This is a genomic window from Kaistia geumhonensis, from assembly GCF_030815145.1.
In the GTDB taxonomy this organism is placed as follows: domain Bacteria; phylum Pseudomonadota; class Alphaproteobacteria; order Rhizobiales; family Kaistiaceae; genus Kaistia; species Kaistia geumhonensis.
In genome coordinates this window covers 3,185,341-3,208,720 of record NZ_JAUSWJ010000001.1, presented here as the reverse complement: position 1 = coordinate 3,208,720, position 23,380 = coordinate 3,185,341, and the positions used below count along the sequence as shown (strand labels likewise).

Here is a 23,380-nt window from a genome sequence, read left to right as displayed (position 1 = left end):
CGCATGCCTCACAAGACGGGCGGAATCGTGTCAGAGCGAGCGGCCGATCGCAAGAAACTTCTCGCGCCGCTGACGCCGGATCTCTGCCGGCGGCAATCCGTCGAAGGCGGCGAGCGCGGAGACGAGCGCGTCGCCCACGGCCGCGACGACGATGTCGGGCGCGCGATGCGCCCCGCCGACGGGCTCCGGAATGATCTGGTCGACGACGCCGAAGCGCAGGAGATCCTGCGCCGTGATCTTCATGTTGGTCGCCGCGTCCTGGGCGCGCGTCGAATCGCGCCAGAGGATCGAGGCCGCGCCCTCAGGCGATATCACGCTGTAGATGGCGTGCTCCAGCATCAGGACGCGGTTGGCGGTCGCAATCGCGATCGCCCCGCCCGAGCCACCCTCGCCGATGATGACGGCGACGTTCGGCACGCCGAGTGCGAGGCCTGCCTCGGTCGAGCGGGCGATGGCCTCGGCCTGGCCGCGCTCCTCGGCGTCGATGCCGGGAAAGGCGCCGGCGGTGTCGACCAGCGAGACGACCGGCAGGCCGAAGCGCTCGGCCAGTTCCATGATGCGCACGGCCTTGCGGTAGCCCTCGGGGCGGGCCATGCCGAAATTGTGCCGAAGGCGCGTCTCGGTGTCGTGCCCCTTCTCCTGGCCGATGACCGCGACGGGCCGGCCGCGCAGGCGCCCGAAGCCGGCGATGATCGCCTGGTCGTCGCCGAACTTGCGGTCACCGGCGAGCGGGGTGAAATCGTCGATGATGGCCTTCACATAGGCCATGAAATGCGGCCTGTCCGGATGACGGGCGACCTGCGTCTTCTGCCAGGGCGTCAGCTTGGAATAGATGTCCGCGAGCGCCTGGCTGGCCTTGGCCTCGAGGCGCTGGATCTCCTCGCCGATGGCGACGGCATCCCCGCTCTCGCCCATGGCGCGGAGCTCCTGGACCTTCCCCTGGAGATCGGCGACGGGCTTCTCGAATTCCAGAAAGGTGCGCATTGAAACCTGAACGCCGGACCAAGATCACGGGACACCACGCGAATGCGCGGGGTCCGAAAGCGCGCGCACACTGGCGGCAAGGCCATGGGCTGTCAAGCCGAAGGCGGCGCGACGAGGAAGCGGAGCTTTTGGGGAAAGGTTCCTCTGCCGCCGCATCGGGCTGAGGAGGGGTGGTCCGGCTCGAACCTGGTACCCCGGGGGGCTGGGGGGCTGAGAAATTCCGAAGTCCCTGCCGAGCCGGACCGTCTGTATGGAGACAATACTACCCCGCAATGCGGCTGGTGGCAGGCCGAAAAAGGGCGAAAGCGTGAAAATCCTCGCCGCTGCATTCACGCCTTCGTGAGGCCGCGACACACGGGCGCGAGCGATCATTTCCGTTACAAGGACGCCTCCCGCCTTGCCAGCCCGACCGATCGGGGCGATCATGACAGGACTGCGACACGCGTCGCGCGACAGGCAGGAGGCGCTGTTGTCCGACAGCGAGGAGGAAGCGAAGAACCGCTCGGCGGCGACGCTGGTGCCCTTCACCGCTTCGCCGCCCGAACTGCACGCACCGCTCCATCACCAGCCGTCGCCAGGCCCCCGCCAGATCGCCTTCAACAGGCACGAGCTCAACCAGATCCTGCGCGTCTATGGCCGCATGGTCGCCGCCGGCGAGTGGCGTGACTATGCGATCGATCATCTGAAGGAAAAGGCCGTCTTCTCGATCTTTCGCCGAACGGCCGAGATGCCGCTCTACCGCGTCGAGAAGGACCCGAGCCTCGCCCGCCGCCAGGGTGCTTATGCCGTGATCGCAGCCGGCGGCTATGTCATGAAGCGTGGCCACGACCTGCATCAGGTGCTGTCGGTGCTCGACAAGAAACTGAAACTGGTCGACGGCTGAGGTCAGGCCGGCGGAGTCTCCGCGCCGGAACCGAGCACGCGCTGCATCAGAACCGTGTCGAGCCAGCGGCCATGCTTGAAGCCGACATCGGCGAAGGTGCCGACGAGGCGAAAGCCGAGGCCGAGATGCAGCGCGACCGAGGCCTTGTTGGCCGAGTCGCCGATGACGGCGATCATCTGCCGGAATCCGGCATCCGTCGCAGCTCCGATCAGGGCAACCAGCAGCTGGCGGCCGATGCCGCATCCGCGTGCCTCCGCAGCGATGTAGATCGAGTCCTCGACCGTGGCGGCATAGGCCGGTCGGGGCCTGTAGGGACCGGCATAGGCATAGCCAGCGACCGCGCCGGCGTCTGAGACGGCAACCAGATAGGGATGGCCGCCTCCGGCGAGCACGGCGTGGCGACGCGTCATCTCCTCCAGCGACGGTGGTTCGAGTTCGAAGCTCGACGTCCCCGCTTGGACCGCCGCGCCATAGATGGCGGTGATCGCGGGAAGATCGCCGATCGTCGCGGCGCGGATGAGGATGGAGGGCTTTCCGGTCATGGTCACGGGCGGCAGCGCGACGAAAAAGGGCGCGGCTTTCGCCGCGCCCTCGCATTCAACCAGTCGATCCGCTCAGCGGCGGTCGCCGAACAGGCGAAGCAGCATGAGGAACAGGTTGATGAAGTCGAGATAGAGCGTCAGGGCGCCCATGATCGCCTTGCGGCCGGCCACGGTGCCGTCGTCGCCCGCATAGTACATCTCCTTGATCTTCTGCGTGTCGTAGGCGGTGAGGCCCGTGAAGATCAGGACACCGAGGACCGAGATGGCGAAGCCGAGTCCCGAGGAGCCAAGGAAGATGTTGACGATCGACGCGATCACGATGCCGATCAGGCCCATGAACAGGAACGAGCCCATCCCCGTCAGGTCGCGCTTCGTCGTGTAGCCATAGAGGCTCATGGCGCCGAAGGTGGCGGCGCTGATGAAGAAGACCTGCGTGATCGACTGCGCCGTGTACATGACGAAGATCGTCGTCAGCGACACGCCCATCAGGGCCGAATAGACCCAGAAGGTGAACTGCGCCGCGCCGACCGACATCCTCTGGATGCCGAAGGACAGCACGAACACCAGCACGACCGGCGCGAAGACGATCACCCACATCAGCGGGCTGCCGAATAGCACCTGGCCGAGCGCGGTCGGCTGCAGCGCGCCACCGGTCTCCACGAAGGCCAGCTTGAACATGCCGATCGACGCCGCAGCGGTGATCAGCAGGCCGATCGCCATGTAGTTGTAGACCTGCAGCATATGCGTGCGCAGGCCCTGATCGATAACACCCGTTTCGGCACGCGCTGCGCCAAACGGTGAGACGCGATTGTCGAAATCTGCCATCGAATTCCCTCTCCCGTACAAAGTCCGCGTTCTCGCGCGACGCCCCGTCGGTCCGAACCTCCGAAAGGACCTCGGAACCGGCCGGCCGGAATGCAGTTTGCGATATGGCCCCTGCAAATCTCGCATGCAAGGGTCCCCGACGATAACGCGTGGCAAATGGTAGCTGATGCGTAAGGGAGCGCCTACAGGTTTCTGAGGACGGGCGCCGCCTTCTGGCCGAGCAGCCGCCATGTGCCGGCGAGGCCGAGCACCACTGTGACGACCACGGCGGCGACGGCAGCGCCGACCGCGCTTGCCGCGGCGAAGTAGAAGCTCTGCTTCATGACGCCGGCGACGACGCCGTATGCGGCCAGCGAGCCCGCGAGAACGCCGAAGATCGCCGTGGCGAGGCCGATCAGCCCGTATTCCAGCGAGAAGGCCGAGACGAGCTGCCGGCGCGTGGCGCCGAGCGTCTTCAGGATGACGGCGTCGTGCAGGCGGCGCCGATGTCCGGCCGCCAGCGCACCGGCCAGAACCAGGACGGACGCCGCCACCGCCACCGACGACGCGATGCGGATGGCGAGCATCAGCTGACCGAGAATGTCGGAGACGCGATCGAGCGCCTCGCGGACGCGGACGGCGGTGATCGCCGGGAAGGCGCGTCCGGCATCCTTCATCAGCGTCGCCTCGCGGGCCGGATCGCCGCCACCCGGATAGGCGAGCGTCGTCAGAACCGTGTAAGGCGCGCCGGCGAAGGCGTTGGGCGAGAACACCATCACGAAGTTGATGGCGAGGCTCTCCCAGTCGACCTGGCGGAGATTGGCGACCTTCGCCGTCACAGGCCTGCCGAGCACATTGACCTCGATGCTGTCGCCCAGCGAGACGCCTAGCCCCTCGGCGACGCGCGATTCGAGCGAGACGAGCGGCTCGCCGGAATAGTCGGCGAGCCACCATTCGCCGGCGACGAGGCGTGAATTGCGCGGAAGCGTCGCCGAGAAGGTCACGCCGCGATCGCCCTGCAGCACCCAGGCCTGGTCGGGCGCCGGCTTCAGGTCCGCCGCCCTGACCCCGGCGACGCTGACGATGCGCCCGCGCAGCATCGGCACGCTCTCAATCGTGCCGCCGGGCACCTCCTCGGCGAGGAAGTCCGTGAAGCGCGCCTGCTCGGCGCTCGGAACATCGAGGAAGAAGAAGCTCGGTCCATTGTCCGGCATCGCTCCGGTGAGCTGCCGGCGCAGGCTGCCGTCGATCAGCGCGATGGCGACGAGCAATGTGAGGCCGAGGCCGAGCGAAAGCACCACCGACGCCGTCAGCGCACCGGGACGATGGATGTTGCCGATCGCGAATCGCCATTCCGTCGAGCGCGCCCGCGGGGCCATGCGCGCGCCGCGCATCACCAGCCAGCCGACGAGGCGCAGCAGCAGGAAGGCACCGGCGATCGCGACGACGAACATCAGCGCGATCCGGCGGTCATAGGCGAAGAAGACGGCGAGACCGGCGGTGAGCGCGGCAGAGAGAATGGCGGCGGCGAGGTAGGGCCATCGGATCCGCGCCGGAAGCCCGGCTCCGATGTCGCGGAACAGCGCCGCCGGCTGAACGTCGCGGATCCGCCCGAGCGGCACCAGCGCGAAGGTCAGAGCCGTCATCAGTCCGAAGAGCGCGGCGATGGCGAGTTCGGCCGGATAGAAACCGGTTTCGGCTCCGACCGGTAGCACATCGGCGAGCAGGCGCACCGCGAGGAGCGGAACCACAGCACCGATCGCGAGGCCGATGACGACGCCGATCGCCGCGAGGGCCATGATCTGCATGAAATAGACGGCGACCACGAAGCGGGACGAGGCGCCGAGGGCGCGGAGCGTCGCGATCACCGGGCGCTTCATGTCGATGAACGAGCCGACGGCATTGGCGACGCCGACGCCGCCGACGATGAGCGCCGCCAGGCCGACGAGCGTCAGATATTGCGTGAACTGGTCGATGTTTCGCCGAAGGCCGGGCGATGCGTCGTCGCGTGTACGGATCTGCCAACCCGCCTCGGGAAACTGCTCCGTCGCGCGCTTCGAAACCGCGAGCGGATCGGCGTCGCCGGCGAGACGCACGCGATACGACCACTGCACGAGGCTGCCGGGCTGCAGGAGCTGCGCGGCGTCGAGCGCGGCACGGGTGACGAGCAGTCGCGGGCCGAAGCCGAGGCCGGTCGCGAGCTTGTCGGGCTCGCTGACGATCGTGCCCGCGATCGTGAGGCGCGCCGCGCCGAGATCAAGCGCGTCGCCGACCGCGAGGCCGAGCCGGGTGAGCAGCTCCGGATCTGCGAGTGCCTGCAAGGGTTTCGCCGCATCGAGGCTCTGCCCCCCGGGGGCGACCTCCAGGCTGCCGGTGAGCGGATAGGCGCCGTCGACCGCCTTGATCTCGACCAGGGCCTGATCGGCGCCGTCGGTGCGCCGCGCCATGCCGCGCAGCGACGCAATCTCGGAGACCGCGCCCTCGCCCTCCAGGAAGGCACGCTCCTCGGGCGTCGCCTGACGCTGGACGAGCGTCACCGCGCTGTCGCCGCCGAGAATGACGGCGCCTTCACGGGCGAGCCCTTCCGTCATGGCGCGCGAGACGGAGCCGACGGCGGCGATGGCTGCGACGCCGAGCGCAATCAGCGCCAGAAAGACGAAGAAGCCGGAGAGCCCGCCGCGAAGCTCGCGGAGCGCAAAACGGCCGGCACGGGCGAGCATGATCATTCGGCGGCGCTCCGCACCGGCTCCGCACCGTCGATGATGCCGGAATGGATGCGGACGACGCGGCCACATCGCGCGGCCAGCGCATTGTCATGCGTGACCAGCACCAGCGTCGTGCCGCGCCGCCGCACCGTTTCGAAGATGAGGTCCGCGATCTGCCGTCCCGTCGTCTCGTCGAGATTGCCGGTCGGCTCGTCGGCAAAGAGAACTGCCGGCTCCGCGACCAGCGCCCTGGCGATGGCGACGCGCTGCTGCTCGCCGCCCGAAAGGGCCGAGGGATAATGCGTCAGGCGATGGCCGAGCCCGACGAGGCCGAGCTCCTGCTCGGCCCGGGCGAAGGCGTCGCGCCGGCCCTGCAGCTCCAGCGGCACGGCAACGTTTTCGAGCGCCGTCATGTTGGGGATGAGGTGGAAGGACTGGAAGACGATGCCGACCGAGGCGCCGCGATAGCGCGCGAGCCCGTCCTCGTCCTGTTGGGCGAGATCGATGCCGCCGACCAAGAGGCGGCCGGAATCGATGCGCTCAAGACCTGCCATCGCCATCAGCAGCGTCGACTTGCCGGAGCCCGAAGGCCCGATCAACGCGACTGTCTCGCCGGGCCCCACATCGAGCGAGACTCTTCTGAGAATGTGGACGCGGGCGGGTCCCGATCCCAGCGACAGCTCCACGTCCGATAGCGAAATGAGGGCGGATGAAGCGGCGTCGCTGACGTTCAATGCTGCGCGTCCTATATGTCGCCCCGGAGGGAAGCCCGCTCGGCGAGCGGCACGAACCCCTGATATGGGAAGGGAATGGTGATGATAAAGACCCTGCTGCCGGCTCTGGCGCTCGGACTTGCGGCGCTTTTCGCGCCGGCTTCCACCTCCGCCGCGCCGGTCAGGATCCTCGCGCTCGGCGACAGTCTGACGGCCGGCTACGGCCTCGGTCCCGAGGACGGCTTCACGGTGCAGCTTGAAAAGGCGCTACGGGCGAAAGGGCTGGACGTCACGGTCATCAATGCAGGCGTGTCAGGTGACACCGCGTCCGGCGGCCTCGCGCGCCTCGACTGGGCGCTGGGCGACGGCGCCGACGCGGCAATCGTCGAACTCGGCGCCAACGACATGCTGCGCGGCATGGACGTAGCCGGTACCCGCGCGGCGCTCGACGCCATCCTGACGAAGCTCGGCAAGCGCGAAATTCCCGTCCTGCTCGCCGGCATGCTCGCCGCCCCGAATCTCGGGCCCGACTACCAGTCGCGGTTCGACGCCATGTATCCCGAGCTCGCGAAGGAACACGGCGCGATGCTCTATCCCTTCTTCCTTGACGGCGTCGCCGCGCAGCGGCAGCTCCTCCAGGGAGACGGCCTTCATCCGAACGCGGAAGGGGTCGCGCTGATCGTCGAACGGATGCTACCCTCCGTCGAACGCCTCGTAGCCGAAGCCTCCGCCCCCCGCTGAGGGAGGCGCGCTCGGCGCCCGCCCACCACCTACGCATCTCCCCACCGGAGTTTCTTCATGGAATACCGTTCGCTCGGTCGGACCGACCTTCGCGTGTCCGCCATCTGCCTCGGCACGATGACCTGGGGCCAGCAGAACACGGAGGCGGAAGGCCATCGGCAGATGGACTTCGCGCTCGACCGCGGCATCAACTTCCTCGATACCGCCGAACTCTACTCGATCCCGCCGCGCGCCGAGACCTCCGGCGCGACCGAACGGATCATCGGCTCGTGGCTGAAGGCGCGCGGCAACCGCGACAAGGTCGTCATCGCGTCCAAGGTGGTCGGTCGGACCGACATGGACTGGTTCCGCGGCGGCCGTTCCTCACGCCTCGTGCGCGCCGGCATCCAGCATGCCATCGACGGCAGCCTCGAGCGGCTCGGCACCGACTACATCGATCTCTACCAGCTGCACTGGCCCGACCGTACGGTGACGCAGTGGGGCAGCAATCCCGTCCGCTACAAGCACCCTGTCCCGGCCGCCGACGAGGTGCCGATCGAGGAGACGCTCGACGTGCTGGCCGATCTGGTCGCCGCCGGCAAGATTCGCCATGTCGGCCTTTCAAACGAGAGCAGCTGGGGCACGATGCGCTTCGTCGCCGCGGCCGAGGCCGGCAAGGGGCCTCGGGTGGTGTCGATCCAGAACGCCTACAACCTCCTCAACCGCACCTTCGAGGTGAACCTCGCGGAGGTCGCGCTTCGTGAGGATGTCGGCCTCCTCGCCTACTCGCCGCTCGCGCAGGGCTATCTCTCGGGCAAGTACCAGAACGGTGCCCGGCCTGCCGGTGCCCGGTCGACGCTCTTCAACCGCGGCCAGCGCTACGAGACGCCTGGTGCACATGAGGCGATCGACGATTATCTCGCCGTCGCGCGCGACTTCGGTCTCGACCCGTCGCAGATGGCCCTCGCCTTCGTCACCAGCCGCTCCTTCGTCACGTCGAACATCATCGGCGCCACGACGATGGCACAGCTCGAAGCGGATATCGCGAGCATCGACGTCGTCATCACGCCGGAGATCGAGGCGCGCCTCGACGCCGTGCACCAGCTGCGCGGCAATCCGTCCCCCTGAGGCCGGGAGGCGGTCGCCGGAAATCGGGCCATCGATCGGCCGGCGCCGCTGCTGGAGCGGCGAGGCGGCTTTACAGCCCTCCGGCAAACCGCAATGCTGTCGACATCCTCGTTTGCACCAGAGGAGATGCCGATGCCGCGCCTGTTCACTGCCCTCGAAGTTCCGGTGGAGGTGGGCGAGAGGCTGAGCCTTCTTCGCGGCGGCCTGCCCGGCGCACGGTGGATCGACGCGGACTTCTATCATGTGACGCTACGCTTCATCGGCGACATCGATTTCCGCACGGCGGACGAGGTCGCCGAGGCTCTGTCCCGCGTCCGCCGGCGGGAAATCCAGCTCCAACTCGACGGACTCAGCGCATTCGGGACGTCGAAACCGCATTCGATCGTCGCGCGAGTCACACCGAGCCGGGCGCTTGCCGAACTGCAGGCCGAGCACGAACGCATCATGCAGCGGATCGGGCTGCCGGCGGAGGGTCGGCGCTTCATGCCGCATGTGACGCTGGCGCGGCTGCGCGGGACCAGCGAGCGGGAGGTCGCGTCCTATCTGGCGTTGCGCGGCGGCTTCTATGCGCCGCCTTTCACGGCGAGCCGATTCGTTCTGTTCTCCTCGCGCGATTCGGTCGGCGGCGGCCCCTATCTCGTCGAGCACAGCTATCCGCTGGCGGTGGCGGCATGACCCGGCTCGAAGGCACCCTGCGCGACGAAGCCCTCGCGACACTCGAAGCCGCCTGGCACGAGGCCGACGGACGCGACGCGCTGACGCGGCGATTCGACTTCCGCGACTTTTCCGAAGCCTTCGCCTTCATGACGCGGGTCGCTCTGGCGGCGGAGGCTATGGGCCATCATCCCGAATGGTCGAATGTCTACCGTACCGTGACGATCACGCTCACGACGCATGATGCCGGCGGCCTGACGGACAAGGACATCGCCCTCGCCGCGGCCATCGACCGGATCGCGAGCCAGTCAGTCTGAGTTGGTCGCGGCCCATGGGGGATCGAGGCTCGCCTCGCCGGAGACATCCCCCTGGATCGCCTGCACGCCCCAGCCGGCGAGGAGCCGCACCGCCGCCTCGTCCTGAACCCATTCGGCCACGGTCTCGATGCCGAGGTCGCGCGCCAGCTCCGCGAGGCGCCGGACGAAGATCTGGTCGTCGCCGCTCGCCGTGATGGCGCGTACGAAATCGCCGTCGATCTTGACGACATCGACGGCAAGGCGGCGCAGGCTGCGGAACGACGTGTAACCGGCGCCGAAATCGTCGATCGCGACACGCGCGCCGAGCCGGTGCACGGCGTCGACGAACAGTTCCGTTTCCTTGATGTTGCGGATGGCGCTGGTCTCGGTGATCTCGACGATCAGACGGCGCCCGATATCGGGGCGGCGCTCCACCATTTCCGTGACGAGCGCCAGCCAGTCCGGCGCTGCGATGGTCTCCGGGGCGACATTGACCGAGAGCACCGCCTCCTGATGATCGGCGAGCGCCTTGAGCACGAGTTCGAGGATCGCGAGATCGAAAAGCCGCGCGAGGCCGAGCTGCTCGGCGAGGGGCATCACATGTCCGGCAGAGACGATCGATCCGTCGGGCTGCACGAGGCGCAGCAGCGCCTCATGGAACAGCGGCCGGCGCGTTGCGATATCGACCACCGGCTGGAAGGCGAGTCGCAGGCGACGCTCGGTCAGCGCCCCGACCAGCTGGCGCGACAGGGCGGCATTGGCGCGTCGCTGCTCGGCGCGCTCCGCCGACGGCGCGAAGGCGACGAAGCGGCCGCGGCCGGCGCCGCGCGCAAGGTCGAGGCTCTCCTGTGCCCGCTCAAGACACTCGGCCCGGTTTCGGCCATGGCGCGGAATGGCGACACCGCCGATCGAGACCGTGATGGCGAAGGCCGCCTCCGGCGTCACGATGACGTCCTCGCGCACGGCGGCGAGGAAGCGCTCGGCGGCGACCTGCATCTCCTGCTCGTCGCAATTCATGAGGAGGAGCGCGAGCTTGCCACCCGAATAGCGCGCGATCGCATCGCCCTCGCGCAGTCGACCACGAATGCGTTGCGCTACCGCCACGACCGCCCGGTCGCCGGCCTGAAGCCCGTAGGCGGCGTTGATGAGCGGCAGGTCGTCGATCGCGATCTGCAGGAAGGCGGCGGAGGTGCGGAACTTCCGGGCGTCCGCGATGGTGTTCGTCAGAAGATCGAGGAGATAGGCGCGGTTGAGGAGGCCCGTCTCGGTGTCGTAGCGCGTGAGAAAGGCGAGCCTCTGTTCGCGCGCGTGCCGTTCGTTGATGACGCGGACGAGCCCTTCGGCACGGACGGCGCGGCGCGATCCCTCCGCATACCAGCGGCCGATGTCCTCGATCCAGACGACCGGCCCATCCAGCCCCTCCGGGCGCAGGGCATATTCGATCCTGTAGGAAACGCCCTCGCCATTGTCGAAGCCGAGCCCCTTCAGCACCTGCTCGCGTCGCGACACCGGATTGCCGGTGTCGGAAAGCGCGTGATAGGCGGCGCCGGTCGCGATGGCGGCAGGGTCGGCGACACCGAGCAGCCGAGCGGCGCCGGCGCTCCAGGCAAGGCTGTCATCCCCGATCGTCCAGCGATAGACGGCCTCGCCGTTGCGGGCGAGAACCTGCTCGATCGAGGCGTCGTCCATCGGCATCGGCCGTCCCTGTTGCGCCGGCGAAGCGGCGGCGCGAGGCGCGACAGTGACACGCGCAATGCGCGTGGACAATGCGGCCGCCAGGCCCGCCCCCAAAAAGCAAAAGGCCGGCGCGAGGCCGGCCTTTCGAGCACTTGAGACCGGGCTGGCCGGATCAGCCTTCCGCCTTCGGCGTCAGGATCTGGCGGCCGCGATACATGCCGGTCTTGAGGTCGATGTGATGCGGACGGCGCAGCTCGCCCGAATTCTTGTCCTCGATATAGGTCGGCTGCGAAAGAGCGTCATGCGAGCGGCGCATGTTGCGCTTGGAGGGCGAAGTCTTTCGCTTCGGAACGGCCATTTCAATCTTCCTTCGTCACGTCGCCGCCTCGAGCGCGGCGTGCCGCCCGTCGGAACGGGCTGTCAATCTGGATGCGGCCGTATACAGGGTCTGCCCCGATATTGCCAGCGTCCACGCGCAAAAAACTGCCCCTCGCCCCCATCAGGTCGAGAGGATGTCGAGCTCGGCGATGATCGCGTCGCCCATGGCGGTGGTGCCACAGGGCGTAGTCCCGGCCGTGGCGATATCGGCGGTCCTGAGCCCCTTGGCGAGCACGCCGGCGATGGCCCGGTCGAGCAGGTCCGCCTCGGCGACGAGACCGAAGGAATAGCGCAGCGCCATGCCGAAGGACGCGATCATCGCGATCGGGTTGGCGATGCCCTTGCCGGCGATGTCCGGGGCCGAACCGTGCACCGGCTCGTAGAGCGCCTTGCGCCGGCCGGTCGTCGCGTCGGGCGCGCCGAGCGAGGCGGAGGGCAGCATGCCGAGCGAGCCGGTCAGCATGGCGGCGACGTCGGACAGGATGTCGCCGAAGAGATTGTCGGTGACGATGACATCATACTGCTTGGGACGGCGGACGAGCTGCATCGCGCAATTGTCGGCGAGCACATGCTCGAGCGCGACATCGGCATATTCCTCCTTGCCGACGCGCGTCACGATCTGGTTCCAGAGCACGCCCGACTTCATGACGTTGCGCTTCTCGGCCGAGGCGACGCGCTTGTTGCGGGCGCGGGCGAGATCGAACGCGACGCGGGCGATGCGCTCGATTTCCGGCGAGGTGTAGAGCTGGGTATCGACGGCGCGCTTCTGGCCGTTCTCCAGCGTCACGATCTCCTTCGGCTCGCCGAAATAGACGCCGCCGGTGAGCTCGCGCACGATGAGGATGTCGAGGCCCTCGACGAGTTCGCGCTTCAGCGAGGAGGCGTCGGCGAGCGCGGGATAGCAGATGGCAGGACGCAGATTGGCGAACAAAGCCAGATCCTTGCGCAGCCGCAGGAGCGCCGCCTCGGGGCGCACGTCATAGGGCACGCCATCCCATTTCGGACCGCCCACGGCGCCGAAGATCACGGCGTCGGCGGCGAGCGCCTTGGCCATCGTCGCCTCGGAGACCGCCTTGCCATGGGCGTCATAGGCCGAGCCGCCGACGAGGTCGTGCTCGTATTCGAAGGAGGCGACGCCGCGCGCGCCGAACCAGTCGATGACGCGCTTCACCTCGGCCATGATCTCGGTGCCGATCCCGTCGCCGGGCAGGAGCAGGAGGTTGAAGCTGGTCATGGCGCGGCTCTCCGGAAGGTTCTGGCCAAGGCTGGGCAGATGAGGCAGGGATCGGCGAGCGATAGCGAGGCGGCGCGGCCGATGCAAGCACCGCGTCCGCGTTAAGGCTTCAGCGCGGTTACCTCGATCTCGACCTTCATTTCCGGCCGGATCAGGCCCGCGACGACCATGGTGGCCGCCGGGCGGATCGTGCCGAAGACGCGGCCCGTCTCGGCGAAGACCGCGTCGGCATGCGCAGCGTCGGTGACGAAATAGTGGACGCGCACAACATCTTCGAGACAAAATCCGGCATCTTTCAACACCGCCTCGATGGTCGCGAGCGCGTTGCGCGCCTGCGCGCCGACATCGTCCGGCATCGTCATGGTGGCGTAGTCGTAGCCGGTCGTTCCGGCCACGAAACACCATGGTCCCTGCACGAGCGCGCGCGAATAGCCCGCTGCCCGCTCGAAAGGCGACCCGGTCGAAATCAGTCGTCGCTCCATGGCATTTCCCTTCCAGACGGATCGGCCAGATTGTCGCAGGGCTTTTGACCGGGCCGCACAATGGCGCTAGAACGACTCCAGCAAGCAGTGGTGAAGCTTACGTAAACGTAAGCTAGAGGAGGATCCAGCCCATGTCGAACGCCGAGGCGAAGGCGAGCCGGCCGCTCTCTCCGCACCTGCAGATCTATCGCTGGCCGATCACGATGACGATGTCGATCCTGCATCGGGCAACCGGCGTCGCGCTCTATGGCGGCACGCTGCTTCTGGCCTGGTGGCTGATCGCCGCCGCCGCCGGCCCCGGCCCGTTCGAATTCGCCAATGCCGTGTTCGGCTCGTGGATCGGGCGCATCGTGCTGTTCGGCTACACCTGGGTGCTGCTGCATCACCTCCTGGGCGGCCTGCGCCATTTCGTCTGGGATGTCGGCGCCGGCTTCTCCAAGAGCGCCCGCGACAATCTCGCCTGGGCGAACATCATCGGCTCGGCCGCGCTGACGATCCTGGTCTGGATCGTCGCCCTGGCGCTCTCCTGAGGTCATCCCGCATGTCGACGCCCAGTTCGTCCACGACCACGCCTTCGATGCGCACCCCGCTGTCCCGGGTCCGCGGCCTCGGCTCCGCCCGCGAGGGCACGGGTCATTTCTGGTATCAGCGCCTCACCGGCGCCGCCCTCGCCGTCCTCACCCTCGTCTTCGTTATCCTCGTCATCGCGCTGGCCGGCCGCCCGCATGGCGAGGTGGTCGCGGTGCTCGCTAATCCCTTCGTGGCGCTCCTGATGGTGCTGATGGTCGGCGCCGGCGCATGGCACATGAAGATCGGCATGCAGGTGATCATCGAGGACTACTTCCACGGCGCCGCCAAGGTCACGCTGCTGGTGGCCAACGCCTTCTTCTCGATCGCGGTCGGCGTCGCCGCCGCGCTCGCCCTCATCAAGATCACCTTCGGAGGCTGACGATGGCCGAGGCCAATGGCAGCGCGCCGGCCGTGAACGGCCGCGCATACACCTTCATCGATCACACCTTCGACGTCGTCGTCGTCGGAGCCGGCGGCGCAGGCCTTCGCGCGGCGCTCGGCGCCAGCGAGGGCGGACTGAAGACCGCCTGCATCTCCAAGGTGTTCCCGACCCGCAGCCACACCGTGGCGGCGCAGGGCGGCATCTCGGCTGCGCTCGGCAACATGGGCGAGGACGACTGGCGCTTCCACATGTACGACACCGTCAAGGGGTCGGACTGGCTGGGCGACCAGGACGCGATCGAATATCTCGTGCGCAACGCTCCGGCCGCCGTCTACGAGCTCGAGCATTTCGGCGTGCCCTTCTCGCGCACCGAGGCCGGCAAGATCTACCAGCGCCCGTTCGGCGGCATGACGACGAATTTCGGCAAGGGCATCGCCCAGCGCACCTGCGCCGCCGCCGACCGCACCGGCCACGCCATCCTGCACACGCTCTATGGCCAGTCGCTGCGTCACGCCTGCGAGTTCTTCATCGAATATTTCGCCATCGACCTGATCATGGAAGACGGCGTCTGCCGCGGCGTCGTCGCGCTGTCGATGGAAGACGGCTCGCTGCACCGCTTCCGTGCCGCCAAGACGATCCTGGCGACCGGCGGCTATGGCCGCGCCTATTTCTCGGCGACTTCCGCCCATACCTGCACCGGCGACGGCGGCGGCATGGTGCTCCGCGCCGGCCTGCCGCTGCAGGACATGGAATTCGTGCAGTTCCATCCGACCGGCATCTATGGCGCCGGCTGCCTCATCACCGAGGGCGCGCGCGGCGAGGGCGGCTATCTCACCAATTCCGAGGGCGAGCGCTTCATGGAGCGCTATGCGCCCTCCGCCAAGGACCTTGCCTCGCGCGACGTCGTCTCCCGCGCCATGACCATGGAGATCCGCGAGGGCCGCGGCGTGGGCAAGGGCAAGGACCACATCCACCTGCATCTCGACCATCTCGACCCCGCGCTCCTGCACGAGCGGCTGCCGGGCATTTCCGAGAGCGCCAAGATCTTCGCCGGCGTCGACGTCACCAAGGAGCCGATCCCGGTGCTGCCGACCGTCCATTACAATATGGGCGGCATCCCGACGAACTATCACGGCGAGGTGCTGACCAAGGTCGGCGGCGATCCCGACAAGGTCGTGCCCGGCCTGATGGCCGTCGGCGAGGCGGCCTGCGTCTCGGTGCACGGCGCCAACCGGCTCGGCTCCAATTCGCTCACCGATCTCGTTGTCTTCGGCCGCGCGGCGGCGCTGCGCGCCATCGAGACCGTCCGGCCCGGCGAGAAGCAGCGCGAACTGGCCAAGGGCGACGGCGAGGACGCCATCGCGCGCCTCGACCATCTGCGCCATGCGAACGGCGCCACGCCGACGGCGGCGCTGCGCCTGCGCATGCAGAAGGTGATGCAGTCGAACTGCGCCGTCTTCCGCACCGGCGAGGTGCTGGATGAAGGCCACGAGCTGATCCACCATGTCTGGCGCGACGCGTCGGACATCCGCGTCACCGACCGCTCGCTGATCTGGAACTCCGACCTCATCGAGACGCTGGAGTTCGAGAACCTGATCGTTCAGGCGGTGGCGACCATGGATTCGGCGCAGAACCGGACCGAGTCGCGCGGCGCCCATGCCCGCGAGGACTATCCGAACCGCGACGACGCGAACTGGATGAAGCACTCGCTCGCCTTCGTCGACACGGCGACGAAGTCCGTGCGCCTCGAGGACCGGCCGGTGCACACCTACACGATGTCGAACGACATCGCCTATATCGAGCCCAAGGCGCGAGTCTACTGAGGCGATGACGGTGACCGCCCCCGCTCCCGAGGCCGGCTATTCGAAGCGGCCGCTGCCCGAGAAGCTCGGCTTCCGGGACGGGATGACGGTCGCCTTCATCGGCCTGCCGGAGGCGCTGGAGCCGCTCGCCACGAGCGCCGATTTCGCCGAGGTCGTGCGGCTCGACACATGGTCCGCGCCGCTCGACTGGGGCCGTTTCGACGCGGTGCATGCGTTCACCGCCCGGCGGGCCGAGATCGAGGACCATCTCGCCGGCTTGCAGGGGGCGATCCGCCGCGACGGCATGATCTGGGTCTCCTGGCCCAAGAAGGCATCCAGGGTACCGACCGACGTGACCGAGGACGTCATCCGCGATGCCGCCCTCGCGCTCGACCTCGTCGACGTCAAGGTGGCGGCTGTCGATGCCGTCTGGTCCGGACTCAAATTGATGATCCGCAAGGATCGGCGCTGACAACAGCACTCAGCAAGGGACGATCATGGTCCAGCTCACGCTTCCCAAGAACTCGACGATCAACGAGGGCAAGGCCTGGCCGCGGCCGGCCGGCGCCAACAATGTGCGCGAGTTCCGCATCTATCGCTGGAACCCCGACGACGGCGCCAATCCGCATGTCGACAGCTATTTCGTCGATCTCGACGAATGCGGGCCGATGGTTCTCGATGCCCTCATCAAGATCAAGAACGAGATCGATCCGACGCTGACCTTCCGACGCTCCTGCCGCGAAGGCATCTGCGGCTCCTGCGCGATGAACATCGACGGCTCCAACACCCTCGCCTGCACCAAGGGCATCGAGGACGTGAAGGGCCCGGTGAAGATCTATCCGCTGCCGCATATGGCGGTGGTGAAGGACCTCGTTCCGGACCTGACCAATTTCTACGCCCAGCATCGCTCGATCGAGCCCTGGCTCAAGACGGCGACGCCGGAGCCGGAGAAGGAGTGGCTGCAGAGCCACGAGGACCGCGAGAAGCTCGACGGTCTCTACGAGTGCATCCTCTGCGCCTGCTGCTCGACCTCCTGCCCGAGCTACTGGTGGAACGGCGACCGCTATCTCGGCCCGGCCGTGCTGCTGCAGGCCTATCGCTGGCTGATCGACAGCCGCGACGAAGCGACGGGCGAACGGCTCGACAATCTCGAGGATCCGTTCCGCCTCTATCGCTGCCACACGATCATGAACTGCGCGCAGACCTGCCCCAAGGGCCTCAACCCGGCCAAGGCGATCGCCGAGATCAAGAAGATGATGGTCGAGCGGCGCGTCTGATCCGCCGCCGGGAACCTTGCCGCCTCCCCGGCGTTCGGCCCTGAGCCCTGCCTCTGCGCAGGGCGGGGGCTGGATGCGCAGGAGGATGCCATGTCGAACCCAACGGGGATGCCCGCGGAGCGCTCCGCGGCGGCCGAAGCAGGCCCGCAATCCACGACGTCCCTTCCGAACACCCATCTCGGCGCCTCGCATGCGGCCGAGGCCGGCCCGCGCTGGACGCTGGAGGCGGTGGACCGCCTCAGGGAACTCGCGATGGAAGACGTCTCGGCGGAGGTGATCGCGCAGGCGATGCACCGGCCGCTCTCCGAGATCGCGGCCAAGGCGGCTGAGTTCGGCCTGACGCTGCGCCCGGAAGACCGCTCGAGCTGACCGGGCCGACAGCCGGACGATGCGAAGAGCCGGCGACATGATGTGGGTCATGTCCGCCGCGCGCCGCCGGCGGCATTGTGAGCGCGGAAGGCGGGCCGCCCGGCCCCGCCAGAGCCTTGGGAGATGACCCATGTCCACGCTCGATCACATCGGCGTCCAGGTCGCCGATTTCGACGCATCCGTCGCCTTCTACGAGCGCGCGCTCGCCCCGCTCGGGATTGCGCTCGTCATGCGCATTCCCGAGGAGGCCGGCGTCAAGGGCGCGGGTTTCGGCGCCGGCAAGCCGGATTTCTGGATCTCCGAGGGCGGCCGCACGACGCCGCATCTCCACGTCGCCTTTGCCGCCCGCCGCCGGGCGGATGTCGATGCGTTCTATGCGGCGGCGATGGCCGCCGGCGGGATCGACAATGGAGCGCCGGGCATCCGCGCCCATTACCACCCGAACTACTACGGCGCCTTCGTCCTCGATCCTGACGGGCACAATATCGAGGCCTGCTGTCACGCCGCAGAATGAGGAACGCGCCCGTTTTTCGGTCCCTGTGTCTTTCGCGTGCCTTGTCGCTGCCTTGAAGATGCCGTATGCGCGAACCGAAGGGTGGATGTGCGACGCAGCGAAAGACTGCCGCGTCGCTTGGCGCCGCCCGCCAGGCCGGATGAAATGGTCCCTTTCCCCATGTGCGACCGGGTGCCCCGCCCGATGAAGGAGAATGCGATGCGAGTTGGCCGTCTTGCGCCGATCCTGCTCACTGCGGCGCTGGCCGGCTGCGGCTCGTTCGGCGCCGTCGGTCTCGGTCCGGTCGACCAGCAGCGCGTGGTCGACAACGACACGCTGCCGCCGGTCGCCGCCGTCCCCATCGAGAAGTCGGCCCTGCCGCCCCCGGCCGCCGACCCCAACGCGCCCGGCCTGCCGGCGACGCCGCCCGCTTCCGCGACGCTTCCGCCCGCCGACGCCGCCACGCTGCCGCCGGCCACCCCGGCCGCGCCCGCGCAGGTCACCGCCCCCAATACCAGCACGGCCCGCGCCGAACTCGGCCGCACCGACCTCCTCGGCGGCTGGTCGCTGAAGTCGGGCGGCGAGAGCTGCCAGCTCTTCATGACGCTGACCTCCTGGACCGGCGGCTATCGCGCCTCGACCCGCGGCTGCACCTCGCCGACGCTGAAGGGCATCTCGGCCTGGAGCCTTTCCGGCTCGCAGGTCGTGCTCGCCGGTTCCGGCGGCTCGCCGGTGGCCCGCCTCAGCCCGGCCGGCACCAACCGCTTCGAAGGCTCGGCCGATTCGGGCCAGCCGGTCTCCTTCTCGCGCTGATCGCGCCGCCAGCATCCGGAGGACCGCCGCGTGCGCGAGGGGCTGCCGGTTCGCGGCGCGGTCGCCGACGCCTATGAACGTCTGGTCGCGGACGGCGCCATCGAGGGGGATCCGGCGCAGCGCGCGCTGGTCGCCCGGCTCGACGCGCTGAACAGCGACCTCGCCGGCCGAAGGCTCGCCTCGAAATCGAGCGCGCTCGGCTGGCTGTTCGGCAAGCGGCAGAAGGAACGCGAGGCCGTGCGCGGCCTCTATGTCCATGGCGCCGTCGGCCGCGGCAAGACCATGCTGATGGACCTCTTCTTCGCGGCGGCCGTGCCGGAGAAGAAGCGCCGCGCCCATTTCAACGACTTCATGGCCGACGTGCATGCGCGGGTGTTCCGCGCCCGCGAGGCCATCAAGGCCGGCACCATCAAGGGCGACGACCCGATCGCGCCGGTCGCCGACGCCATCGCCGCCGAGACCGAGCTCATCTGCTTCGACGAATTCACGGTCACCGACATCGCCGATGCGATGATCCTCGGGCGGCTGTTCACCCGCCTCTTCGCCGCCGATGTCGTCATGGTCGCGACCTCGAACGTCGCCCCCGACGATCTCTATCGCGGCGGCCTCAACCGCGATCACTTCATGCCCTTCGTGGCGCTGCTCAAGCAGCGCTGCGAGGTGGTGGAGCTGGGCGCGCGCACCGACTATCGCCGCGAGAAGCTCGACGCGCTGCCGCTCTACCTGACGCCGCTCGGGCCGGAGGCGGATGCCGCGCTCGACGCCGCCTTCGCAAAGCTCACCGCCGGTGGCGATCCCGGCCCGACGACGCTGTCGGTGCTCGGCCGCGACGTCGCGGTGCCGGCCGCCGCGAAGGGTGTGGCGCGCTTCGACTTCGCCGATCTCTGCGGCCGCCCGCTCGGGCCGAGCGACTATCTCGCCGTCGCGCATGCCTTCCACACGGTGGTCATCGATCACATCCCGGTGATGGACGAGACGCGGCGCAACGAGGCCAAGCGCTTCATCACATTGATCGACGCGCTCTATGACGGCCATGTCCGCATCATCGTCTCGGCCGCCGCGGAGCCGGACGATCTCTATCGCGCCGAGACCGGAACCGAGGCTTTCGAGTTCGCGCGGACCGCCTCGCGCCTCACCGAAATGCGCTCGCGCGACTATCAGCAGGGCGCCCACAAGGGCTTCATCGCCGAGACCTGACGCAAACGTAAGCTGACCGCGAGATGGCGGATTTCCTTGCCTCGCGGGATTTGTTCGACTTGCGCCGTTCAGCTAATCGCGCTATGGCGACCCCGTTCCGGCAGCCATCCGACTGTGGACCTTACGTTTAGGTAAACCTCTCGCGGGAGACCTTTCACATGGCTCGAGCCAAGATTGCCCTGATCGGTTCCGGTCAGATCGGCGGCACGCTCGCCCTTCTCGCCGGCCTCAAGGAGCTCGGCGACATCGTCCTGTTCGACATCGCCGACGGCGTTCCGCAGGGCAAGGCGCTGGACATCGCCGAGGCCGCGCCGGTCCTCGGCTTCGATTCGGCCATCTCGGGCGCCTCGTCCTACGAGGCGATCGCCGGCGCCGACGTCGTGATCGTCACGGCCGGCGTGCCGCGCAAGCCCGGCATGAGCCGCGACGACCTGCTCGGCATCAATCTCGGCGTCATGGAGCAGGTGGGGGCCGGCATCCGGACCCATGCGCCCGATGCCTTCGTCATCTGCATCACCAATCCGCTCGACGCGATGGTCTGGGCGCTGCAGAAGTTCTCCGGCCTCTCGCCGAAGAAGGTGGTCGGCATGGCCGGCGTGCTCGACAGCGCGCGCTTCCGCCACTTCATCGCCGACGAGTTCAAGGTCTCGGTCGAGGACGTCACCGCCTTCGTGCTCGGCGGCCATGGCGACACCATGGTGCCGCTGACCCGCTACTCGACGGTCGCCGGCATCCCGCTGACCGACCTCGTCAAGATGGGCTGGCTGACCGAGGCGCGCCTCGAGGAGATCGTCCAGCGCACCCGTGACGGCGGCGCGGAGATCGTGAACCTCCTGAAGACCGGCTCGGCCTTCTACGCCCCCGCCGCCTCGGCGATCGCGATGGCCGAGAGCTATCTCAGGGACAAGAAGCGCGTCCTGCCGGCCGCCGCCCAGCTCGACGGCCAGTATGGCGTCTCGGGCCGCTATATCGGCGTGCCGATCGTCATCGGCGCCGAGGGCGTGGAGCGGATCATCGAGATCGAGCTCGACGCCAGGGAGCAGGCGATGCTCGACAAGTCGATCAGCGCGGTCGAGGGCCTCGTCGAGGCCTGCGTCAAGATCGTCCCGGCGCTCGGCGCCTGATCCCGGCAGAGCCAGCGGAGCGCATCCCATGAATATCCATGAATACCAGGCCAAGGCAGTGCTGAAGGAATTCGGTGCGCCGGTGTCGAACGGCGTCGCCATCTTCTCGGCCGCCGAGGCGGAGGCCGCGGCGCGCACGCTCGGCGGCCCCCTCTGGGTGGTGAAGTCGCAGATCCATGCCGGCGGTCGCGGCAAGGGCAAGTTCAAGGAAGCGAGCGCCGGCGAGAAGGGCGGCGTCCGCCTCGCCCGCTCGATCGACGAGGTGAAGCAGTTCGCCACCGAGATGCTCGGCGCGACGCTCGTCACCGTGCAGACCGGCCCGGCCGGCAAGCAGGTGAACCGCCTCTATGTCGAGGACGGCTCGGACATCGAGAAGGAGTTCTACCTCTCGCTCCTGGTCGACCGCGAGACCTCGCGCATCGCCTTCGTCGTCTCGACGGAAGGCGGCATGGACATCGAGGAAGTCGCCCATTCGACCCCCGAGAAGATCAAGACCTTCTCCGTCGACCCCGCGACCGGCATCATGCCGCATCACGGCCTGACGGTCGCCAAGGCGCTCGGCCTTTCCGGCCCGCTCGCCAAGGAAGCCTTCGACGTCGTCTCGAAGCTCTACGCGGCCTTCGTCGCCAAGGACATGGCGATGCTCGAGGTCAACCCGCTCATCGTCACCAAGGACGGCCACCTCAAGGTGCTCGACGCCAAGGTGTCGTTCGATTCGAACTCGCTCTACCGCCATCCGGACGTCGTCGCGTTGCGCGACGAGACCGAGGAGGACCAGAAGGAGATCGAGGCCTCGAAGTTCGATCTCGCCTATATCGCGCTCGACGGCACGATCGGCTGCATGGTCAACGGCGCCGGCCTCGCGATGGCGACGCTCGACATCATCCAGCTCTATGGCGAGAGCCCGGCCAACTTCCTCGATGTCGGCGGCGGCGCCAGCGAGGAGAAGGTGACGGCGGCCTTCAAGATCATCACCTCCGACCCGAAGGTGAAGGGCATCCTCGTCAACATCTTCGGCGGCATCATGAAATGCGACGTCATCGCGCGCGGCGTGCTCGCCGCGGTGAAGGCGGTCGGCCTCGAAGTGCCGCTGGTCGTGCGCCTCGAGGGCACCAATGTCGAACTCGGCAAGCAGATCATCCGCGAGAGCGGTCTCAACGTCATTCCCGCGGACGATCTCGACGATGCGGCCCAGAAGATCGTCAAGGCCGTGAAGGAAGCTGCCTGATGTCCATCCTGATCGACAAGAACACGAAGCTCATCACCCAGGGCTTCACCGGCAAGAACGGCACCTTCCATTCCGAGCAGGCGCTCGCCTATGGCACGCAGCTCGTCGGCGGCACCTCGCCCGGCAAGGGCGGCCAGACCCATCTCGGCCTGCCGGTGTTCGACACTGTCGCCGAGGCGCGCGTGGCGACCGGCGCCGATGCCTCCGTCATCTATGTGCCCCCGCCCGGCGCCGCCGACGCCATCTGCGAGGCGATCGACGCCGAGATCCCGCTCATCGTCTGCATCACCGAGGGCATTCCCGTCCTCGACATGGTGAAGGTGAAGCGCTCGCTCTCCGGCTCGAAGTCGCGGCTGATCGGGCCGAACTGCCCGGGCGTCGTCACGGCCGGCGAATCCAAGATCGGCATCATGCCCGCCAACATCTTCAGGAAGGGCAGCGTCGGCATCGTCTCGCGCTCCGGCACGCTGACCTACGAGGCGGTGTTCCAGACCTCGAACGAGGGCCTCGGCCAGACGACGGCCGTCGGCATCGGCGGCGATCCGGTCAAGGGCACCGAATTCATCGACATTTTGGAAATGTTCCTGGCCGATGATGCGACGGAGTCGATCGTGATGATCGGCGAGATCGGCGGCTCGGCCGAGGAAGACGCGGCGCAGTTCATCAAGGACGAGGCCAAGCGCGGCCGCAAGAAGCCGATGGTCGGCTTCATCGCGGGCCGCACGGCGCCTCCCGGCCGCCGCATGGGCCATGCCGGCGCCATCATCTCGGGCGGCAAGGGCGGCGCCGAGGACAAGATCGCGGCCATGGAATCGGCGGGCATTCGTGTCTCGCCTTCTCCGGCCCGCCTTGGAAAGACCTTGGTCGAGGTCTTGAAGGGTTAGTGGTAAGGACCGACATCAGCGGGGCAGCTTATGTCGGACAA

General features: G+C 68.0%; 26 protein-coding genes. 17 read left to right on the top strand and 9 right to left on the bottom strand.

Going from position 1 to position 23,380, the window contains the following annotated elements:
* Positions 1–30: 30 nt before the first annotated feature.
* The gene (locus tag QO015_RS15205; RefSeq protein ID WP_266278417.1) at positions 31–984 is read right to left on the bottom strand and encodes an acetyl-CoA carboxylase carboxyltransferase subunit alpha; all 954 of its coding nucleotides are present in this window, start codon (positions 982–984) and stop codon (positions 31–33) included.
* A 469-nt stretch (positions 985–1,453) separates the two neighbouring features.
* Between QO015_RS15205 and QO015_RS15200 the strand changes: the two genes are divergently transcribed.
* On the top strand, positions 1,454–1,867 hold the full coding sequence (locus QO015_RS15200) for a DUF2794 domain-containing protein (protein ID WP_266278419.1): 414 nt from the start codon (positions 1,454–1,456) through the stop codon (positions 1,865–1,867).
* Between the two features lie 2 nt (positions 1,868–1,869).
* Here the strand turns inward: QO015_RS15200 and QO015_RS15195 are convergent, their stop codons facing one another.
* From QO015_RS15195 to QO015_RS15180, 4 genes are all read right to left on the bottom strand, one after another.
* The gene (locus QO015_RS15195) at positions 1,870–2,409 is read right to left on the bottom strand and encodes a GNAT family N-acetyltransferase (protein ID WP_266282325.1); all 540 of its coding nucleotides are present in this window, start codon (positions 2,407–2,409) and stop codon (positions 1,870–1,872) included.
* A 72-nt stretch (positions 2,410–2,481) separates the two neighbouring features.
* Positions 2,482–3,234, bottom strand: coding sequence for a Bax inhibitor-1/YccA family protein (locus QO015_RS15190; RefSeq protein WP_266278421.1), 753 nt, complete (start codon positions 3,232–3,234; stop codon positions 2,482–2,484).
* Positions 3,235–3,416: 182 nt separating this feature from the next.
* Positions 3,417–5,939 carry an ABC transporter permease gene (locus QO015_RS15185; RefSeq protein WP_266278423.1) on the bottom strand — a complete coding sequence of 841 codons (2,523 nt, stop codon included), beginning with the start codon at positions 5,937–5,939 and terminating at the stop codon, positions 3,417–3,419.
* Positions 5,936–6,667, bottom strand: a complete 732-nt coding sequence (locus QO015_RS15180) for an ABC transporter ATP-binding protein (RefSeq protein ID WP_370877465.1) — start codon at positions 6,665–6,667, stop codon at positions 5,936–5,938. The genes QO015_RS15185 and QO015_RS15180 overlap by 4 nt, the downstream gene beginning before the upstream one ends.
* Positions 6,668–6,727: 60 nt before the next feature.
* On the opposite strand from QO015_RS15180, the gene QO015_RS15175 reads away from it, so the two are divergent.
* The 4 genes from QO015_RS15175 (at position 6,728) to QO015_RS15160 (ending at position 9,450) form a co-directional block, all read left to right on the top strand.
* Positions 6,728–7,372 (top strand): arylesterase, encoded by a 645-nt coding sequence (locus QO015_RS15175; protein WP_370877423.1) that lies wholly within the window; start codon positions 6,728–6,730, stop codon positions 7,370–7,372.
* 57 nt (positions 7,373–7,429) lie between these two features.
* Entirely contained in the window at positions 7,430–8,479 is a 1,050-nt protein-coding gene (locus QO015_RS15170; RefSeq protein WP_266278429.1) for an aldo/keto reductase, read from the top strand.
* A 132-nt stretch (positions 8,480–8,611) separates the two neighbouring features.
* Entirely contained in the window at positions 8,612–9,154 is a 543-nt protein-coding gene (gene thpR / locus QO015_RS15165) for an RNA 2',3'-cyclic phosphodiesterase (RefSeq protein ID WP_266278431.1), read from the top strand.
* Positions 9,151–9,450 carry a 4a-hydroxytetrahydrobiopterin dehydratase gene (locus tag QO015_RS15160; RefSeq protein ID WP_266278433.1) on the top strand — a complete coding sequence of 100 codons (300 nt, stop codon included), beginning with the start codon at positions 9,151–9,153 and terminating at the stop codon, positions 9,448–9,450. Before thpR ends, QO015_RS15160 begins: the two co-directional genes overlap by 4 nt.
* Here the strand turns inward: QO015_RS15160 and QO015_RS15155 are convergent.
* The 4 genes from QO015_RS15155 to QO015_RS15140 form a co-directional block, all read right to left on the bottom strand.
* Positions 9,442–11,124: a bifunctional diguanylate cyclase/phosphodiesterase gene (locus tag QO015_RS15155; RefSeq protein WP_266278435.1), complete on the bottom strand. Its 1,683-nt coding sequence runs from the start codon at positions 11,122–11,124 to the stop codon at positions 9,442–9,444. The two genes, QO015_RS15160 and QO015_RS15155, sit on opposite strands and share 9 nt — an antisense overlap.
* Positions 11,125–11,278: 154 nt before the next feature.
* The gene (gene rpmF / locus QO015_RS15150) at positions 11,279–11,464 is read right to left on the bottom strand and encodes a 50S ribosomal protein L32 (RefSeq protein ID WP_266278437.1); all 186 of its coding nucleotides are present in this window, start codon (positions 11,462–11,464) and stop codon (positions 11,279–11,281) included.
* A 141-nt stretch (positions 11,465–11,605) separates the two neighbouring features.
* Positions 11,606–12,718: a 3-isopropylmalate dehydrogenase gene (gene leuB, locus QO015_RS15145; protein ID WP_266278439.1), complete on the bottom strand. Its 1,113-nt coding sequence runs from the start codon at positions 12,716–12,718 to the stop codon at positions 11,606–11,608.
* A 101-nt stretch (positions 12,719–12,819) separates the two neighbouring features.
* Positions 12,820–13,200, bottom strand: coding sequence for a RidA family protein (locus QO015_RS15140; RefSeq protein WP_266278441.1), 381 nt, complete (start codon positions 13,198–13,200; stop codon positions 12,820–12,822).
* 131 nt (positions 13,201–13,331) lie between these two features.
* Between QO015_RS15140 and sdhC the strand changes: the two genes are divergently transcribed.
* The 12 genes from sdhC (at position 13,332) to sucD (ending at position 23,339) form a co-directional block, all read left to right on the top strand.
* Positions 13,332–13,730, top strand: coding sequence for a succinate dehydrogenase, cytochrome b556 subunit (gene sdhC / locus QO015_RS15135; RefSeq protein WP_266278443.1), 399 nt, complete (start codon positions 13,332–13,334; stop codon positions 13,728–13,730).
* An 11-nt stretch (positions 13,731–13,741) separates the two neighbouring features.
* On the top strand, positions 13,742–14,149 hold the full coding sequence (sdhD, locus tag QO015_RS15130; protein WP_266278445.1) for a succinate dehydrogenase, hydrophobic membrane anchor protein: 408 nt from the start codon (positions 13,742–13,744) through the stop codon (positions 14,147–14,149).
* A 2-nt stretch (positions 14,150–14,151) separates the two neighbouring features.
* Positions 14,152–15,975, top strand: a complete 1,824-nt coding sequence (gene sdhA / locus QO015_RS15125; RefSeq protein WP_266278446.1) for a succinate dehydrogenase flavoprotein subunit — start codon at positions 14,152–14,154, stop codon at positions 15,973–15,975.
* Positions 15,976–15,979: 4 nt separating this feature from the next.
* The gene (locus QO015_RS15120; protein WP_266278447.1) at positions 15,980–16,426 is read left to right on the top strand and encodes a DUF3052 domain-containing protein; all 447 of its coding nucleotides are present in this window, start codon (positions 15,980–15,982) and stop codon (positions 16,424–16,426) included.
* Positions 16,427–16,451: 25 nt separating this feature from the next.
* The gene (locus QO015_RS15115; protein ID WP_266278448.1) at positions 16,452–17,231 is read left to right on the top strand and encodes a succinate dehydrogenase iron-sulfur subunit; all 780 of its coding nucleotides are present in this window, start codon (positions 16,452–16,454) and stop codon (positions 17,229–17,231) included.
* Positions 17,232–17,321: 90 nt separating this feature from the next.
* Complete coding sequence (locus tag QO015_RS15110) at positions 17,322–17,600, top strand: hypothetical protein (protein ID WP_266278449.1); 279 nt, start codon at positions 17,322–17,324, stop codon at positions 17,598–17,600.
* Positions 17,601–17,730: 130 nt separating this feature from the next.
* On the top strand, positions 17,731–18,114 hold the full coding sequence (locus QO015_RS15105; protein WP_266278450.1) for a VOC family protein: 384 nt from the start codon (positions 17,731–17,733) through the stop codon (positions 18,112–18,114).
* 198 nt (positions 18,115–18,312) lie between these two features.
* Complete coding sequence (locus tag QO015_RS15100; protein WP_266278451.1) at positions 18,313–18,906, top strand: AprI/Inh family metalloprotease inhibitor; 594 nt, start codon at positions 18,313–18,315, stop codon at positions 18,904–18,906.
* A gap of 30 nt (positions 18,907–18,936) precedes the next feature.
* Positions 18,937–20,103: a cell division protein ZapE gene (gene zapE, locus QO015_RS15095; protein WP_266278452.1), complete on the top strand. Its 1,167-nt coding sequence runs from the start codon at positions 18,937–18,939 to the stop codon at positions 20,101–20,103.
* A gap of 158 nt (positions 20,104–20,261) precedes the next feature.
* Entirely contained in the window at positions 20,262–21,227 is a 966-nt protein-coding gene (mdh, locus tag QO015_RS15090) for a malate dehydrogenase (protein WP_266278453.1), read from the top strand.
* A 28-nt stretch (positions 21,228–21,255) separates the two neighbouring features.
* Positions 21,256–22,455, top strand: a complete 1,200-nt coding sequence (gene sucC / locus QO015_RS15085; protein ID WP_266278454.1) for an ADP-forming succinate--CoA ligase subunit beta — start codon at positions 21,256–21,258, stop codon at positions 22,453–22,455.
* A complete protein-coding gene (gene sucD / locus QO015_RS15080; RefSeq protein ID WP_266278455.1) occupies positions 22,455–23,339 on the top strand; it encodes a succinate--CoA ligase subunit alpha in 885 nt (294 codons plus the stop codon). The genes sucC and sucD overlap by 1 nt, the downstream gene beginning before the upstream one ends.
* Positions 23,340–23,380 lie beyond the last annotated feature (41 nt).